The sequence below is a fragment of the Dietzia sp. WMMA184 genome (assembly GCF_002441635.1).
GTDB classification, from domain to species: domain Bacteria; phylum Actinomycetota; class Actinomycetes; order Mycobacteriales; family Mycobacteriaceae; genus Dietzia; species Dietzia kunjamensis.
Genome location: NZ_NXEI01000001.1, coordinates 1201980 through 1219257, shown reverse-complemented (window position 1 = coordinate 1219257; position 17278 = coordinate 1201980). Strand labels below are relative to the sequence as shown.

Below are 17278 nucleotides of genomic sequence, written 5' to 3'. Positions count from 1 at the left end.
TCGGGTGATCAGGATGAGGAACCGGATGGCCGCGAGAGCATCGGCCGCGTCGCTGATCCTCGCGGCCTCGACGATGGTGGCCGGCTGCGCGCAGGTGGATGTCGCGGTGGACCGGGGCCTCTCGTCGAAGGCCCCCGGGGGTCAGTCTGCGGTCGAGCCCCCGGCGGAGCCGTCCCCGGTCGAAGGGGAGACGAACGTACAGCGGAGCGAGAACGGCCTTCCGCCTCTGGACGCCAGCGAGAGGCTCCGCGACAGTGCCTGCGCGAAAGCGGACGACATGATCGCGAGGGACTACTGGGGGCACACCGCGCCTGACGGCAGCGGCGGCCCGTCCACGTTCATCCGGGAGGCCGGTGTCGACTACTCCAGGGCTGCCGAGAACCTGTTCTATTCGTCCACGGGCGGTCCGGATCCGGTCGCCAACTGGATGCAGAGCCCGGGCCACAGGGAGAACATCCTCGACCCGGACCTCACCCGCGTGGGTGTCTGCCTGCGGACGGCCGCGTACCAGGGTCTCCCGGAGGCTCATCTCTACGTCCAGCACTTCGCCACCCCGATGTCGGAGAGGTAGAAGGAACCGTCGTGGTCAGTACGGTTCGGGCATGTGGTTCGACAACTGGTCCGACATACTCCGGATACTCCTCGTGGGCACCGCGGCGTACATCTTCCTCGTGGTGGCGATCCGGGCGTTCGGCAAGCGCACCCTCGCGCAGCTCAACGCCTTCGACTTCATCGTCACCGTCGCGCTGGGTTCGACGCTGGCGACCATCATCCTCAGCTCCGACGTGTCGTGGACCGAGGGCGCGGTCGCCCTGGCGCTGCTCGTCCTCCTGCAGTACGTCGTCTCCCAGTTGAGGCGACTGCCGGGCGGGCGCAAGGCCCTCACCGCACAGCCGACTCTGCTCGTCCGCGACGGGATCATCCTCGACGACCAGCTGGCGCGGCACCGGCTCACGCACGCCGACATCCGCCAGACCCTCCGCTCCTCGGGTATCGGGGACCTCGGCGAGGCCGCCGCCGTCATCCTGGAGAGCGACGGGAGCAGGAGCGTCATCACCGGTTCGCAGCTGGGCAACGGCTCCGTTCTCGACGACGTCCCGGGGTGGCCGCGACGCGACGCGGACTGACCCGCCGGCGGGGCGCGGAGTGACCCCCCGGCGAGGGGGCGCGTCAGAGGGCGGCGAGAACAGGGTCAGAGAGCGGCGAGGACCTCGTCCGCGATCTCGGACGCCGGCAGCGTGATCGGGCAGACGATCCCGGTCTCGTCGGCCTCGAGCGGCTCCACTGTGCTCAGCTGGGACTCGAGGATCCGCTGGGACGCGAAGTGCCCCCGGCGGGCGGCGAGTCGGGCCGCGATGAGCTCGGGGTCGGTGCCGAGTTCGACGAAGAACACCGGGCGCTCCACCTGCCGCAGTATGTCGCGGTAGGCACGTCGCAGCGCCGAACACGCGACGACGAGCCCCGGGCCGCTGCCCGTCGACCGGTCGCGTTCCCGCATGCCGTCCCGGACCGCGGCCAGCCAGGGCGCGCGGTCATCGTCGGTCAGGGGCTCACCGGCGCTCAGCTTCCGGCGGTTGGCGGGCGGATGCACGTCATCGGCGTCGAGGAACGGCGCACCGAGGCGGACGGCGATCACACGGGCGACCGTCGATTTCCCGGCACCCGAGACGCCCATGACGACGATGTGGGGTCCGGACACGGGCGACGGCGGCGTCAGATGGTGAAGGCCAGCGACCCGAGGATCGTCCGGCCCAGGTCCTCGTCGCCACTGATCTCCACGCCGCTGCCCGGCTCGGCGACGATCCGGCCGGTCGCCGCGCGGACGAAGGTCGGGGTGTCGAAGACCAGCTCCACGGTGGGCTGCGCGGTGTCGTCGACGTCGGCGAGGGCTGCGCGTCCGTCCACGACGACATCGGTGGCCAGCGGCAGATCGGTGCCCGCATCACCCGTGACGCGGAACCGGACCCGGGAGCCGTCCGGCGCGGCGGCCTTCTTGCCGACGATGCGGGGCAGGGCGTTCACGATCTCCCCGACCGCGAACCGGCCGATGTCGCCGCCGAGGTGATGCTGCATCCCGATGGCCTGCCGGATGTCGTCCTCGTGGATCCAGCAGTCGAAGACCCGCACACCCATGAAGCGGCGGAACGGAACGCGGCCGACGGGGGAGTCGGTCTCGGCCTCGAGGTCTGCGGCGCTCATCTCGGAGAGCTGCTCCGTGCGCTCGGCGACGACGTCGCGGAAGTCCTCGAACGCGTCCTCGACAGCCAGCGGGCGCGCCTCCTGTACGAACTTCTCGTTGAGCTCCGCGATCGGGTTGAGCACGTACTCGCGGGCGGAGGCGGGCAACTCGATGTCCGGGACCGTCTCACCGGCGAGCATGTGCTCGGTGCCCGCCACGTGTGCCACGACATCTCGGACGGTCCACCCCGGCAGAGGGGTCGGTGCGATCCAGTCGTCTCTCTTGAGCCCGGCGAGCAGTTCGTCGAGGCGCTTCCACTGCTGGATGAGGTGACGGATCTCCTCGGGGGCCTGCCCGGCGGGCTCGGCGGCGGGGGCGTCGGTCGTGACATCGGGGCTGTTGGTGTCCATGGTCACACGCTACTGCGGCGCCGCCCCGCGGGTAGCGTCTGCGGCATGTCGCCGACCACGACCGACCGTCCCACCCTCGCGATCCTGGGAGCCGGTGGCGACCTCACCGAGCGACTCCTGCTCCCCGGGTTGGGGACCCTGCTCGCCACGGATCCCGACCGTGACGTCACCGTCATCGGCTCCGGGCGTTCCGGGATGGACGACGGTGACTGGCGCGACCTCGTCCGCGGTGCGTTGCGCGCCGGGGACCGCTCCCCGGAGCAGGTCGACGGGATCGTGGGCTCGACCCGGTTCGTCGAACTGGACGTGACGGACGCCGAGGCCTTCTCCGACTTCATCGACGGGCTGGACGGACCGGTGGTGCTGTACTTCGCCCTCCCACCGGCCGTCACGGCCGCAGCGTGTGAGGGCCTGCGCGGGCGCCCACTGCGCGACGACGTGCGATTCGCGCTGGAGAAGCCGTTCGGCGACGACCTCGCCTCGGCGCGCAGGGTGAACGCACTGCTCACCGACCTCGTGCCCGAGGACCGCGTGTACCGGGTCGACCACTTCCTCGGGGAGGCGACCGTGCTCAACATCCTCGGCATGCGGTTCGCCAATCGCATCATGGAGCCGGTGTGGACCGCGGAACACGTGGAGCGCATCGACGTGGTCGCGGACGAGACGCTCGCCCTCGAGGGCCGCGCCGGGTACTACGACTCCGCGGGCGCGCTCGTCGACATGCTCCAGTCCCACCTGCTGCTGGTGATGGCGCTGGCGACGATGGATGCACCCGCGCGCCTCGACGCCACCGAACTCCACGACCTCATCGTCACCACGCTGCGTGCGACGCGCGTGTGGGATGGCGATCCGCTCGTCTCCTCGCGCCGGGGCCGCTACACCGCCGGGCGGGCGGGTGGCAGGGACGTGGTGTCCTACGCGGAAGAGGACGGCGTCGACCCGGCTCGGGGGACCGAGACGTTCGCCGAGGTCGTCCTGGAGATACGGAACCAGCGGTGGGCCGGGGTGCCGGTGTTCCTGCGGTCGGGCAAGGCGCTGGGCGAGGATTCGATGCGGGTGACGGTGGCGTTCCGGCCGCCGCGCCACGTGCCCGGGGCGTTCTCGGGGGGTGTTCCGCCGACCCGGCTGACGATCGGGATCGCGCCCGACCGGGTGTCCCTCGACCTGGCGACGAACGCGGCCGACGACCGGTTCACGCTCGAGAGCACCCGGCTGGCCGCTGACCTGGGGGACAGCGAGCTGCTGCCGTACGGGGAGGTCCTCGGACGCATCCTCGACGGCGATCGACTGCTGACGGTCCGCGGTGACGTGGCCGAGGAGTGCTGGCGGATCCTCACTCCGGTGATCGAGGCGTGGGAGGCCGGCGGGGTCCCACTCGAGGAGTACGAGGCGGGTTCCGACGGCCCGGCGGTGGGCGACCGCCGGGAATGACCCGGCCCCGGGTCCGTGGGCGGAACCGGGGCCGGGAGCTGCGGTCGGGCGGGGTCAGCCCCTGCCGCGTTCCGCCGCTTCTCGGACGGCACCCTCGTCGACCCCGTCGGGGTGGCCCACGTAGTGGACGATGCTGGCGACGAGTCCGCCCCAGATCACGAGCAGGAACAGGACCATCATGATGATCGCGGGAGCATCCATTGCTCAGGCCTCCTTGGTCTTGCGCGGGGACGCCGTCGCACCGGACGGGCGGTCGGCGGCGGGAGGGGTGAGGCCCTCCTCGTAGGCGAAGTCGCTCGGGTCGTCGTCGACCGTCGGGGGGCCGTCGAGCTGACGGGACCCGCGCCACGGCAGGAGGGACAGGACCACCGACAGCACGAGGATCGTGGCGATCATGCCCCAACCCCAGACGCCTAGGACGGACGCCTCGTACCCCTCGTACGGTTCGGCGATCAGGGTCATGATCTCGCGGATGAGGGAGTAGCCGAGCACGAGCGGCGTGATGACGGCCAGGCACACGATCCAGAACGTGCCCACCCTCCACGAGGACACCGAGTTGAGGTGATCGCGCAACTGCGGGGCGAGGCGCATGCCGAAGATCACCACGACCAACGCGATGAGCGAGATGCCGACGATGCCCAGACTGTTGACGAACTTGTCGAGGATGTCGAGATTCTGCAGGCCGGTCTCGGTGGGCATGAGAAGCAGGGAGATGGCGGCCATCGGGACACCCACCGCCAGCGTGGCAGCGGTGCGCGAGGACCCGATCTTGTCCTGGAAGGACGAGATGACCACCTCGGTGATGGAGATCAGGGAGGTGAGGCCCGCCAGGATGAGGCAGACGAAGAACACGACGCCCCAGATCGGCCCGCCCGGCATCTGAGAGATGAGGGCGGGGAAGGCGATGAACGCCAGGCCCGGGCCGCCCCCGACATCGTCCCAGCCGGCTCCCGCCGACGTGGTCACCAGGAAGCCGAGGGTGGCGAAGACGCCGATGCCCGCGAGGACCTCGAACGCCGAGTTGGAGAAGCCCACGACCAGGCCGGAGCTGGTGAGGTTGGTCTTGCGCTTGAGGTAGGACGAGTAGGTCAGCATGATGCCGAAGCCGACCGACAGGGAGAAGAAGATCTGACCGTAGGCGGCGATCCACACGGACGGCTCCGTGAGGACGCCCCAGTCGGGCGTGAAGAAGTTGTTGAGACCCTCGAGCGCGCCGTCGAGGAAGAGGGAGCGGACCACCAGGGCCGCGAACAGAGCGACCAGGAGCGGGACGAAGAACATCGCGGTTCGTCCGATGCCCTTCTGGACGCCGGCGAGGAGGACGCCGAGGGTGGCGATCCAGACCACCGCGAGGACGATGGCGATGCCCGGCACAAAATCGATGCCGAACCCGCTGCCCGCGCGGAGGAAGTCCTCGGCGAAGAAGGTCGCGGACTCCTCGTAGGTCGAGCCCCACCGCTCATCGAGGGAGAACCAGGCGTAACTGGCAGCCCAGGCGATGATGACCGCGTAGTAGACCGCGATGACGAAGGAGACCAGGACCTGGATCCACCCGATGGGCTCGGCGAACCGGTTCATCCGCCGGAAGCTCAACGGGGCGGATCCGCGGAAGCGGTGACCGATGGCGTAGTCGAAGAACAACAGGGGGAGACCCGCGGTGAGAAGTGCCACCAGATAGGGCAGCAGGAAGGCGCCGCCACCGTTGTCGTAGGCGACGAAGGGGAAGCGCCAGATGTTGCCCAGGCCGACGGCGGAGCCGATGGCGGCGAAGACGAAGACGGAGCGACGGGAGAACGTCTCCCGGGGCTTCACCCCGCTCCGGGTGGTTGGTCGTGTCATGGGACGACTCCTTGTCGACGGGCGGGCCCGCGGGCCCGCGCGGTCCTGTCATGGGACGGTGCGTGCGTCCCCGGCGTGTACCAACTTCTAGCCCGGCCGTTGCGTGTTGGTGACCGGATCGACGCAATCTCTGCATCGAGATGTGTGACTCGTGGGAATACGGTAAGCCCATGAGGACCGATATCGGCACACGAAGCGCGGAGAATCGCACGTCTGCATTCCGCGCGGTGGTGTCGGCGGTCGTCGCCGGTGTCCTCGCCGTGGGGGCGGTGAATCCCGCGATCGCCTCCGCTCCGAGCACAGCAGGCCCGGCAGGCCCGGTCGGCTCACCGGCCCCCGTGGTGGCGCCGGTCCCGGTGGCGACGCCGGTCCCGGGGCCTGCGGACCTCGTGGGGGAGACGGGGTCGTGGTTCGCGCACGGATACACCCTGGATCTCCGCTCGGACGGGACGGGAACCTTCGCGGTGTGGGTCGGCGCCTTCGACGGGACCCGGATCGACGTGAGCCTCATCCCCGCTCCGGGACCCGCGACCGTCGCAGAGGTGGTGGGTGTCGAGACGGTCGGCGCCGGCGCCCTGGGGCCGGACGGGACACCGGGCATCGGGGGACTGGTGACCATCGCCTTCGGCGCTCCGGTGCGGACGGCGCACGTCGAGTGGACGTCGGGGCCGCGACGACTCTCCGCCGATCTGTGTCCCGCTGAAGGCCTCGACGCGGTCGCCATGGCGATCCTGCGCTGCGGCGCCTGACGCAGACGGGCCCGGGCCCGGCCCGCGACACCCTGCGGGCCCGGCCGCGGCACGCTGCGGGGGTGTCCGCGACACGCCGTGGGGGGTCGGAGAACCCCTGAGAACGAGATAACGATCGGATAACGGGGGCGTTGGGAAACCTGAGGGGCCCCTCACCTGTCGATATGAGGTTCGCGTCATGTCTTGATGTGGTGCGGATCACTCGGCGCGCGGCGAAAGAGCCCCCTGTTCCGGTCGCGCGTACCCCCTCAAGCTGAGGAACCCCTCAAGTTCGTGTGGCAATCTGTGTCCTGCGCCGAAACCGCTGGCCGGTCGACGCGATGTCCCTGACGCAGTGCCCAAGGAGTTCCCCACGTGACGATCGATGACCGCGACCTCACCCCCCGCCCGCGCGAGACCGGCTTCGCCGCCCGCCGCGGCGCCCCCGCGCTCGCGGACGAGCTCCGTGAGGGCACGGCCTATGCGCTCGCCTTCGGCGGACAGGGCATCGCCTGGCGCGACGCGCTGAGCGACCTCATCGACGGCACGGGCATCGGCCCGGAGCTCCAGGACCTGGTCGACGCCTCCGTCGCGTTGACCGAGCCCGTCCACGACGAGATCGCCGTCGTCCGCACGCACGGTTTCCGGCCCATCGAGTGGGCCAACACCACCACCGGTGAGGACGAGGACGGCGCGGACCTGCCCGACGACGCCTCCCTCTCCGCTGCCGCGGTCTCGCTGCCCGCGGTGCTGCTCACGCAGATGGGTGCCCTGCGCGCTCTCGCCGCCGAGGGCTTCGACGTCAATGACACGACCCCGGCGGCCGTGGTCGGCCACTCCCAGGGCATCCTCGCCGTCGAGTCGGTGGAGACCTTCGGGTCCATCGACGACCGGCTGCTGGCCGTCGCCGAGCTCATCGGCGCCGCCGCCACCCTGGTCGGACGGCGCGTCGGTCTGTTCCGCCGCGGAGAGGCGAGCCCCATGATGGGCGTGTCGGGGATCGACGGCGAGGACCTGCGCACGCTGGTCGACGAGCTGTTCGCCGGCGTCGACGCCACGATCCGCCCCACCGTCTCCATCCGCAACGCGCAGCGCCGCCACGTCGTGGTCGGTCGACCGGATGATCTCGAGGAGCTGCGTCGCCACTGCGCCGACCTCGAGGCCGAGTCGCGTCGTCGTCGCGAGGCCAAGCTCACCGGCGGCGAGATCTTCGCCCCCGTCTTCGATCCGCTCGACGTCGAGGTCGGGTTCCACCACCCGGCGATGGCCCCGGCAGTCGACGTCGTCTCCCGCTGGGCGGAGCGCTGTGGCCTGGACGCCGACCGCGCCGCCCACCTCGCCCGCCAGGTCTTCGCCGAGCCGGTCGACTGGGTGGAGGAGATGGCCGAGACCCTGCACGCCGGGGCCCAGTGGATCCTCGACATGGGTCCGGGCGAGGCGCTGACCCGACTCAACCGCTCCGTGATCCGCGGCCAGGGCGTCGGCGTGGTCGCCGCCGCCACCCGCGGCGGCCTGCGCAACCTCTTCACCCCGGGTGCGACCCCGCCGATCGAGCGGCCGTGGACCGCGTTCCAGCCGCAGCTGGTCACCCTGCCCGACGGCAGCGTCCACGTGGAGACCTCCTTCACCCGCCTCACCGGTTGCTCGCCGATCCTTCTCGCCGGAATGACGCCCACCACCGTGGATCCCGCGATCGTCGCGGCCGCGGCCAACGCCGGCCACTGGGCCGAGCTCGCCGGCGGCGGCCAGGTCACCGAGGCGATCTTCGCCGAGAACACCCAGCGCCTCACCGAGCTCCTCGAGCCCGGACGCAGCGCCCAGTTCAACTCCCTGTTCCTCGACCCCTACCTGTGGAAGCTGCAGGTCGGCGGCAAGCGCCTCGTCCAGCGTGCCCGCGCCGCGGGCGTGCCGTTCGACGGCGTGATCGTCACCGCCGGCATCCCCGAGCTCGACGAGTCGGTCGCCCTCATCGAGGAGCTCACCGAGGCCGGACTGCGGCACGTGAGCTTCAAGCCGGGCACCGTCGCCCAGATCCGCCAGGTCGTGCGCATCGCCGCCGAGGTCCCCCACATGCCGGTGATCGTGCAGGTCGAGGGCGGCCGCGCCGGCGGACACCACTCGTGGGAGGACCTCGACGCCCTCCTGCTGGCCACCTACGCCATGCTGCGCGAGCGGCCCAACGTCGTCCTCTGCGTCGGCGGCGGCATCGGCACCCCCGAGCGGGCGGCCGACTACCTGACGGGGTCCTGGGCCAACGCCCACGGCTACCCGGCCATGCCCGTCGACGGCATCCTCGTTGGCACCGCGGCCATGGCCACCCTCGAGGCCACCACCAGCCCCCAGGTCAAGCAGATGCTCGTCGACACCGTGGGCGTCGACGCCTGGGTCGGTGCCGGCCAGGCCGACGGCGGCATGGCCTCCGGCCGCAGCCAGCTCGGTGCGGACATCCACGAGATCGACAACACCGCCGCGCGCACCGGGCGCCTCCTCGACGAGGTCGCCGGTGACGCCGAGGCCGTCGCCGCCCGCCGCGAGGAGATCATCGCCGCGATCAACGGCACCGCCAAGCCGTACTTCGGTGACCTCGACTCGATGACCTACGAGCAGTGGCTGCGCCGCTTCGTCGAGCTGTCCGTCGCCGCCGATCCTGCCGCCGGCACCGCCTCCGAGGCAGTGGCCGACGACACCCGCTCGGTGTGGCTCGACCCGACCATTCGCGAGCGCTTCCACCGCATGGTGCAGCGCACCGAGGCCCGCCTCGACGCCGCCGACACCGGCCGGATCATCTCGGCGTTCCCGCGGGAGGAGTCCATGGAGCGCCCGGCCGAGGTGATCGCCACCCTCGCCGCCCGGTACCCCGGGCTCGCCGACGCAGTGCTGCACCCGGCCGACGCCGCCGAGTTCCTCGACATCTGCCGTATGCCCGGCAAGCCCGTGCCGTTCGTGCCCGTCATCGACGGTGACGTGCGCCGCTGGTGGCGCTCGGACTCGCTGTGGCAGGCCCACGATCCGCGCTACGACGCCGACGCCGTGTGCATCATCCCCGGCACGACCGCCGTCGCCGGCATCACCCGCGCCGACGAGCCGGTCGGTGACCTCCTCGACCGCTTCGAGGCCGCCACCGCCGAGCGCGTGTCCGGTTACATGCCCTCCACCGAGGCCGTGAGCAGCCGCCGCCGCGGGATCGTCACCACCGCCTCCGGGCCCGTCGCCGACGTGCTCAACAGCCCCGACGTCACCTGGGCCGGCCGTCTCGTCATCAGCCCCGTCCACCGCCTCGGTGTGCTCCACGCCTGGGAGATCGACGCCGAGGGCGTCGGGCGCCATCCCGTCTCCGGCGCCGTGCTCACCCCGGCCGCCGACGGCCGGACCGTCGACCTGACGCTGCCCGTCGGCCCGACCGAGATGACCATCACCATCACCCTCGGCGACGACGTGGCCACCGGCGCCGCGCCGGTCGTCACCGACGCCGCCGCCGAGGCCGCCATGCGCACCCTGCTCGCGACCGCCTCCGGCGTCGGCCGCGGCGGTGCGGGTGGCTCCGTGATCGACGCGCTCCCCGAGGTCGACGGCAACACCGCCACCGCGCGCTTCACCTTCGAGCCCACCCTCGCCGTCGACCACACGGGCGTGACCGCAGGCAGCCTGCCCACCTCGCTCGTGCCGTCCGCCGGCGTCCCGGACGCCCTCGTGGGCGCCGCCTGGCCCGCCGTGTTCGCCGTGCTCGGCGAGACGCGCCGCCCGAGTGGCACCGGCACCGTCGTCGAGGGACTGCTCGATCTGGTCCATCTGGACCACGGTGTCCGCATGCACGCGGCGCTGCCGCAGCAGGAGACCGACCTCGTCGTCGTCGCCCGGTCCGGCGGTGTCCGCGACACCGACCTCGGCCGCGTGGTCGAGGTGTCGGTCGAGGTGGCCGCGGAGGACTCCGACGGCACCCGCACCCCGCTGTGCACCCTGTCCGAGCGGTTCGCGATCCGCGGCCGCACGGGCCGCGCCGAGGTGGGCGACCCCCGCCCCGCCGGCGGCGCCCTCGTCACCCCGTCCGGTGGGGCCGTGGAGCCCGCCGAGACCTCCCGCCAGGCGCGCGTGTCCACCACGATCACCGCGCCGCACGACATGACCGCGTTCGCGCTGGTCTCGGGCGACCACAACCCGATCCACGTCTCCGACACCGCGGCCGAGCTGGCCGGACTGGGCGGCGTGATCGTCCACGGCATGTGGCTCTCGGCCGCCGCGCAGCACGCGGTGCAGGCCTCGGACGGGAAGACCCCCGCACTGAGGATCGCCGGCTGGACCGCCCGCATGCTCGCCCCGGTCCGTCCGGGCGACCACATCAAGGTCCGTGCCGTGCAGACCGGCCGCCACGCCGGCGGCCAGGTCCTCGAGGTCACGTGCACGGTCGACGGCGCCACCGTCATGGCCGCCACCGCGCTGACCGAGGCCCCGCGCACCGTCTACGCCTTCCCCGGCCAGGGCATCCAGGCCAAGGGGATGGGGATGGAGGGCCGCACCCGCTGCCCCGCCGCCCGCGAGATCTGGGACCGCGCCGACAAGCACACCCGCTCCGCGCTCGGCTTCTCGATCCTGGCGCTCGTCCGCGAGAACCCCACCGAGGTCACCGTCCGCGGTGAGGTCCACCGGCATCCCGACGGCGTGCTCTACCTGACGCAGTTCACCCAGGTCGCCATGGCCTGCCTGGCGGTGGCGCAGCGCGCCGAGCTCGAGGCCGACGGCCTGCTCATCGAGGACGCGTACTTCGCGGGTCACTCGATCGGCGAGTACGACGCCCTGGCCGCCATCTCCGGTGTGCTGGCGTTGGAGCCGCTGCTGGAGATCGTCTTCCAGCGCGGGTCGACCATGCACCAGCTGGTGCCGCGTGACGCCCACGGCCGCTCGGACTACCGCATGGCCGCCATCCGTCCGTCCCAGATGGGGATCTCGGACGACGAGGTCGCCGACTGGGTGGCCGGCGTGTCCCGCGAGTCCGGCGAGTTCATCGAGATCGTCAACTACAACCTGGCGGGCTCGCAGTACGCGCTCGCCGGGACCGTCGCCGGGTGCAAGGCACTGGAGAAGGCCGTCGAGCGCGAGCTCGCGGTCTCGGGCGGCAAGAACGCCTTCATCCTGGTGCCCGGCATCGACGTGCCGTTCCACTCCACCGTCCTGCGTGGCGGCGTCCCGGACTTCCGGGCCACCCTCGACGAGCTGATCCCGCACGACATCGACATCTCGGTGCTCGTGGGCCGCTACGTGCCGAACCTCGTGCCGCGCCTGTTCAGCCTCGAGCGCGACTTCGTGCAGGAGATCGCCGATCTCGTGCCGGCCGACTCGCTGGCCGAGGTCCTCGCGAACTGGGACGAGTGGGCCGCCACCCCCACGCGACTGGGTCGCCTGCTGCTCGTGGAGCTGCTGGCCTGGCAGTTCGCCAGCCCGGTCCGGTGGATCGAGACCCAGGAGCTGTTCTTCACGCCCGTAGAGCGTGGCGGACTCGGTATCGAGCAGTTCATCGAGGTCGGTGTCTCCAACGCCCCGACCGTCGCGAACCTCGCCTCCAAGACCCTCGACCTGCCCACGCACCGCGGCCCCCGGGCCCAGGTGATCAACGTCGAGCGCGACGCGGCGACGTTGTACGGCACCCTGCCGCCCAGCGTGGAGGTCGACGACGACGAGCTGGACGCCGGCGACGGCTCCGCCTCCACCGGATCCACCACCACTGGTTCGACCAACACCGCGGCCGCCGATCAGGCGGCCCCCACAGACCCCGCACCGGCCGTCAACACCCCCGGCACGGCCGGTGCGGACCGATCAGACGCGGCTCCGGCCGCGACCGCAGCCCCCGGTGCACCCCGCCCGGACGACCTCGAGTTCGGCGCGCCCGCCGCCACCCGCATGCTGGTGGCGCTGCGCACCAAGGTCCGTCCCGAGCAGATCGCGTCCGGCGACTCCATCGAGACGCTGTGCGACGGCGTGTCCTCGCGCCGCAACCAGCTGCTGCTGGACCTGGGCACCGAGCTGAGCCTGGGCGCCATCGACGGCGCCGCCGAGGCGGACTTCCCGACCCTGGCCGACCAGGTCTCACGACTGGCGCGCGGGTACGCCCCGTTCGGCCCCGTCCTGTCCGACGCGGTCGGCGAGGCGCTGCGCGCGGTCCTCGGCCGCACCGGCAAGCGGGCCGCCTACATCACCGAGCGCGTGACCGGCCCCTGGGAGCTCGGCTCCGGCTGGGCCCAGCACGTGATCGCCGAGATCGCGCTGGGCACCCGGGACGGCGCCTCCATCCGTGGCGGCGACCTGGCCACCCTCGACGCCTCGGGCGTCAAGGACGTGGCCGGCCTGGACTCGCTCATCGACGCCGCCGTGTCGGCCGTCGGTGCCGCGCACGGTGTGGCCGTCGCGATGCCGTCGTCCGGCGCCGGAGGCGGGGGAGTCGTCGACTCCGCCGCGCTGACCGAGTTCGCCGACGAGATCACCGGCGCCGACGGTGTCCTGGCCCGCGCCGCACGCGGCGTGCTCACCCGCCTCGGACACCTCGAGCCCGAGACCGTCGACCTGCTCGCCGAGGCCGACCCGGACTCCGAGCTGGCCGATCTCGTGGCCGCTGAGCTCGGCGCCGACTGGCGTCGCGTGGTGGCCCCGGCCTTCGACGCCGGCCGCGCCGTCCTCATGGACGACCGCTGGGCCTCGGCCCGCGAGGACCTGGCCCGCCTGTGGACCCGGTCCGACGTGCCCGCCGACGCGGCGGACGCCTTCCGCGGCGCGGGTGAGATCGTCGCCGAGCAGGCCCGCTGGTGGGCGGCCCGGGCGACCGATGCCCGCCGCGACGCCCTGGTGAGCGCCTACCGGGAGATCTCGGAGGTCGCCTCCGAGGAGTTCGTCGGCGAGTACGCGAACGACGTCGCCGTCGTCACCGGCGCCGGCAAGGGCTCCATCGCCGCCGCCGTCACCGGACGCCTCCTGGCGGGCGGGGCCACCGTGGTGGCCACCACCTCCAACCTGGACCAGTCCAAGCTGGCGTTCTTCAAGGACCTGTACCGCAGCAACGCTCGTGGCGGCGCGGCGCTGTGGGTCCTGCCGGCCAACCTGACCTCCTACTCGGACGTCGACGCGCTGGTCGAGTGGGTCGGATCCGAGCACGCCGAGTCGGCCGGTGGCCAGACCACCGTGCTCAAGCCGGCCCTCACCCCGACGCTGCTGTTCCCGTTCGCGGCCCCCCGCGTCCAGGGCTCGATGGCCGACGCCGGCCCGCGCGCCGAGACCGAGATGCGCGTCCTGCTGTGGGGCGTGGAGAAGCTCGTCGCCGGACTCGGTGCGATCGGCGCCGACACCGACGTCGACTCCCGCCTGCACGTGGTCCTGCCGGGCTCGCCCAACCGGGGCATGTTCGGCGGCGACGGCGCCTACGGCGAGGCCAAGGCCGCGCTGGACGCCATGATCGCCAAGTGGGGCTCGGAGAAGGCCTGGTCGGAGCGCGTGACCTTCGTCCACGCGATCATCGGCTGGGTCCGCGGCACCGGCCTCATGGGCCACAACGACCCGCTCGTCGAGGCCGTCGAGGCCGCGGGCGTGTCCACCTGGTCGACGGCCGAGATGGCCGCCGAGCTGCTGCGCTGGTGCACCCCGGACTTCCGCTCCGCGGCCGGTGACGCCCCCGTCACCGTCGACCTCACCGGCGGACTCGGCACGGCAAACCTGGACATGTCCGCCCTCGCGGCGGACCGCCCGGCCGCCGCCACCGAGACCTCGACAGAGGACGCCGCGGGCACCATCGCCGCGCTGCCCTCGCTGCCGACGGTCACCGCCGACGAGCGCCCCGAGTGGGGCGAGGTCACCCAGCAGCTCGAGGACATGGTCGTGATGGTGGGCGCCGGCGAGGTCGGCCCCTACGGCAGCGCCCGCACCCGCTTCGAGGTGGAGACCACCGGCGACCTCACCGCCGCCGGCGTGGTCGAGCTGGCCTGGTCGACCGGGCTCATCACCTGGGAGGACTCGCCGCGCGCTGGCTGGACCGTCACCTCCTCCGGTGACCCGATCGACGAGGCCGACATCGCCGATCGCTTCCACGACGAGGTCCTCGCCCGGGTGGGCGTGCGCACCTACGCCGACGATTCGCGCGCGGAGATGTTCGATAACACATCGCCGCAGCTGACCTCGGTGTTCCTTCCGGAGGACCTGTCCTTCGTGGTGGACGACGAGGGCCAGGCCCGCGCCTACCAGTCCGACGACCCCGAGAACACCGTCGTCACCCGCAGCGAGGACGGCGAGTGGACGGTCACCCGCAAGGCCGGCACCGAGATCCGGGTGCCGCGCCGCGCCACGCTCACCCGCGTGGTCGGTGGGCAGATCCCCACCGGCTTCGACCCCACGGCGTGGGGCATCCCCGCCGACATGGTCTCCGGCATCGACCGGGTGGCGGCGTGGAACCTGGTCGCCACCGTGGACGCCTTCATCTCCTCGGGCTTCACCCCGGCGGAGCTGCTGGCCCACGTCCACCCGGCCGACGTCGCCAACACGCAGGGCACCGGCATGGGCGGCATGACGAGCATGCGCTCGCTGTACATCGACGGCATCCTCGGCCGCAGCCGCGCCAACGACACGCTGCAGGAGGCGCTGCCGAACGTCGTGGCCGCGCACGTCATGCAGTCCTACGTCGGCGGCTACGGCTCGATGGTCCACCCGGTGGCGGCCTGCGCCACCACCGCGGTGAGCGTCGAGGAGGGCTTCGACAAGATCCGCGCCGGCAAGGCCGAGTTCGTGGTGGCCGGCGGGTTCGACGACCTGTCCACCGAGGGCATCCAGGGCTTCGCAGACATGTCCGCGACCGCCGACTCGGCGGCCATGGCGGCCAAGGGGATCGACGAGCGGCACTACAGCCGGGCCAACGACCGGCGGCGCGGCGGGTTCGTCGAGTCGCAGGGCGGCGGCACGATCCTGCTGGCGCGCGGCGACGTCGCGGCCCGCATGGGCCTGCCGGTCACCGGTGTCGTGGCCTGGGCCGGGTCGTACGCGGACGGTGCGCACACCTCCATCCCGGCCCCCGGCCTGGGTGCACTGGGTGCCGGTCGCGGTGGGCAGCGCTCGCCGCTGGCCCGCGGGCTCGCACAGCTCGGCCTGACCGCCGACGACGTGGCCGTGGTGAGCAAGCACGACACCTCGACCAAGGCCAACGACCCCAACGAGTCCGACCTGCACGAGCGGCTCGCCGCCGCGATCGGCCGGTCGGAGGGCAACCCGCTGTTCGTGGTGTCGCAGAAGTCGCTCACCGGGCACGCCAAGGGTGGCGCCGCGGCATTCCAGCTCATCGGGCTGACCCAGATGCTGCGGTCGGGCACGCTGCCGCCGAACCGCGCCCTGGACTGCGTCGACGACGTCCTGGACCGCCACCGCCACCTGGTGTGGCTGCGAGAGACCCTACAGCTTGGCGGTGACCTGCCGCTCAAGGCCGGTCTGCTGACCTCGCTGGGCTTCGGCCACGTCTCGGGCCTCATCGCCGTCGCCCACCCGGAGGCCTTCCACCGGGCGGTCGCCGCGGAGTACGGGCAGGACGAGTCCGAGCGCATCCGCGAAGCCGGACTGCAGCGCGAGCGTTCCGGCGCCCGTCGCCTGACCGATGCCATCTACGGCGGAGAGGCGCTCTACGCCCGTCCCGAGGCGCGTCGCCTGGGCGAGGGGTCGGCCGACGAGGTCAAGGAGCGCGAGGCCGCGGTCCTGCTCGACCCGGCCGCGCGGCTCGACGCCGACGGCATCCTCGCCGCTGCCGGGTCCGCGGACACCGGGGCCGCGGGCACCGGGGCCGCGGAGACCGCCGGCCGGTGACGGCCGGGCAGTGACGGCCGGGCAGTGACGACCGGGGTGAGAGGCGTCGGGGTCGACATCGTCGACCTCGGCGCCTTCGCCGCGTCTCTAGCCGAACCCGGCACGCGGCTCACCAGGGCGTTCTCCGCCACTGAGCGCAGGCAGTGCCGCGAGCGCGCCGAATCCCGCGGGGCGAGATCGGGGGAGGACCCGCTGGCGCGTCACCTCGCTGCCCGCTGGGCGGCGAAGGAGGCCGTGGTCAAGGCGTGGTCGGCGGCGCTGTATGGCGCGCCCCCGCCCATTGCGCCGGACCTGCTGCGGTGGTCCGAGATCGAGACCGTGTGCGACAACTGGGGTCGGCCCTCGGTGCGGCTCGGGGGAGAGGTGGCCCGTCAGGTGGCCGCGACCATCGGCGAGGGCGCTCGTTGGAACGTCTCACTCAGCCACGACGGTGGATCGGCGATCGCGTTCGTGGTGCTCGAGGGCCCGGGCGTGCAGTAGCGGCCTCCAGCCGCAGTGCGAGCCGGGCCACCGCCTGCGCCCGGCCACCGCCTGCGCCCGGCCACCGTCTGCGCCCGGCCACCGTCGGTCCTGCGGCTCGCCGTCGTGCGGCCCTGAGGCCCGATCCGCCCCTCGGAATTTCATTCGCCCGCGGGAAGCGCCGCTCAGCGGGGCCCGCGACCCGATCCGCCCCTCGGCATTTCCTACGCACGCGGGGCCCCGAGGGCGGATCGAACTCTGAGGAGTGCCTCGGTCCGGTGGTCGGGACGGACCGGATTCCTCTGCACGTCCGACCTACCGGGTGCGAGAGGTTCTCAACGTGGCTCGGGGCCGCAGCCGGGCACATCTCGCTTCGCTCGTCGACCTCGCCGGCTCGAGCCGAGGTCGGTGGGAGG

The 17278-nt window shown here is 72.3% G+C and carries 10 protein-coding genes; 6 read left to right on the top strand and 4 right to left on the bottom strand.

All coding sequences use genetic code 11. The features are described 5' to 3' along the window. The first annotated feature begins 25 nt into the window (after positions 1-25). Both CK206_RS05605 and CK206_RS05600 read left to right on the top strand, forming a co-directional pair. Positions 26-571 carry a CAP domain-containing protein gene (locus CK206_RS05605; protein WP_159981080.1) on the top strand — a complete coding sequence of 182 codons (546 nt, stop codon included), beginning with the start codon at positions 26-28 and terminating at the stop codon, positions 569-571. 31 nt (positions 572-602) lie between these two features. Further along, positions 603-1127: a DUF421 domain-containing protein gene (locus CK206_RS05600; RefSeq protein WP_096905825.1), complete on the top strand. Its 525-nt coding sequence runs from the start codon at positions 603-605 to the stop codon at positions 1125-1127. A gap of 65 nt (positions 1128-1192) precedes the next feature. Here CK206_RS05600 and CK206_RS05595 read toward each other — a convergent pair whose 3' ends face one another. Then, on the bottom strand, positions 1193-1699 hold the full coding sequence (locus CK206_RS05595) for a gluconokinase (protein ID WP_240341489.1): 507 nt from the start codon (positions 1697-1699) through the stop codon (positions 1193-1195). Positions 1700-1713: 14 nt separating this feature from the next. Further along, positions 1714-2589: a maleylpyruvate isomerase family mycothiol-dependent enzyme gene (locus tag CK206_RS05590; RefSeq protein ID WP_096905824.1), complete on the bottom strand. Its 876-nt coding sequence runs from the start codon at positions 2587-2589 to the stop codon at positions 1714-1716. Positions 2590-2634: 45 nt separating this feature from the next. On the opposite strand from CK206_RS05590, the gene CK206_RS05585 reads away from it, so the two are divergent. After that, positions 2635-4020 carry a glucose-6-phosphate dehydrogenase gene (locus tag CK206_RS05585; RefSeq protein WP_096905823.1) on the top strand — a complete coding sequence of 462 codons (1386 nt, stop codon included), beginning with the start codon at positions 2635-2637 and terminating at the stop codon, positions 4018-4020. Positions 4021-4074: 54 nt separating this feature from the next. On the opposite strand, the gene CK206_RS05580 is transcribed toward CK206_RS05585, so the two are convergent. Together CK206_RS05580 and CK206_RS05575 are read right to left on the bottom strand one after the other, a co-directional pair. Next, entirely contained in the window at positions 4075-4221 is a 147-nt protein-coding gene (locus CK206_RS05580) for a methionine/alanine import family NSS transporter small subunit (RefSeq protein WP_096905822.1), read from the bottom strand. A 3-nt stretch (positions 4222-4224) separates the two neighbouring features. After that, on the bottom strand, positions 4225-5859 hold the full coding sequence (locus tag CK206_RS05575; RefSeq protein WP_096905821.1) for a sodium-dependent transporter: 1635 nt from the start codon (positions 5857-5859) through the stop codon (positions 4225-4227). 170 nt (positions 5860-6029) lie between these two features. Between CK206_RS05575 and CK206_RS05570 the strand changes: the two genes are divergently transcribed. The 3 genes from CK206_RS05570 (at position 6030) to CK206_RS05560 (ending at position 16883) form a co-directional block, all read left to right on the top strand. After that, on the top strand, positions 6030-6608 hold the full coding sequence (locus tag CK206_RS05570) for a hypothetical protein (RefSeq protein ID WP_240341490.1): 579 nt from the start codon (positions 6030-6032) through the stop codon (positions 6606-6608). A 354-nt stretch (positions 6609-6962) separates the two neighbouring features. Beyond that, positions 6963-16403, top strand: coding sequence for a type I polyketide synthase (locus CK206_RS05565; protein ID WP_096905819.1), 9441 nt, complete (start codon positions 6963-6965; stop codon positions 16401-16403). Positions 16404-16427: 24 nt separating this feature from the next. Next, on the top strand, positions 16428-16883 hold the full coding sequence (locus tag CK206_RS05560) for a holo-ACP synthase (RefSeq protein ID WP_096905818.1): 456 nt from the start codon (positions 16428-16430) through the stop codon (positions 16881-16883). Positions 16884-17278: the final 395 nt, after the last annotated feature.

Excerpts from the sequence above, each read along its gene's own strand:
- CK206_RS05605 (WP_159981080.1), top strand. The coding sequence starts at position 26 with ATGGCCGCGAGAGCATCGGCCGCGTCGCTGATCCTCGCGGCCTCGACG.
- CK206_RS05600 (WP_096905825.1), top strand. The coding sequence starts at position 603 with ATGTGGTTCGACAACTGGTCCGACATACTCCGGATACTCCTCGTGGGC.
- CK206_RS05590 (WP_096905824.1), bottom strand. The coding sequence starts at position 2,589 with ATGGACACCAACAGCCCCGATGTCACGACCGACGCCCCCGCCGCCGAG.
- CK206_RS05585 (WP_096905823.1), top strand. The coding sequence starts at position 2,635 with ATGTCGCCGACCACGACCGACCGTCCCACCCTCGCGATCCTGGGAGCC.
- CK206_RS05580 (WP_096905822.1), bottom strand. The coding sequence starts at position 4,221 with ATGGATGCTCCCGCGATCATCATGATGGTCCTGTTCCTGCTCGTGATC.
- CK206_RS05575 (WP_096905821.1), bottom strand. The coding sequence starts at position 5,859 with ATGACACGACCAACCACCCGGAGCGGGGTGAAGCCCCGGGAGACGTTC.
- CK206_RS05570 (WP_240341490.1), top strand. The coding sequence starts at position 6,030 with ATGAGGACCGATATCGGCACACGAAGCGCGGAGAATCGCACGTCTGCA.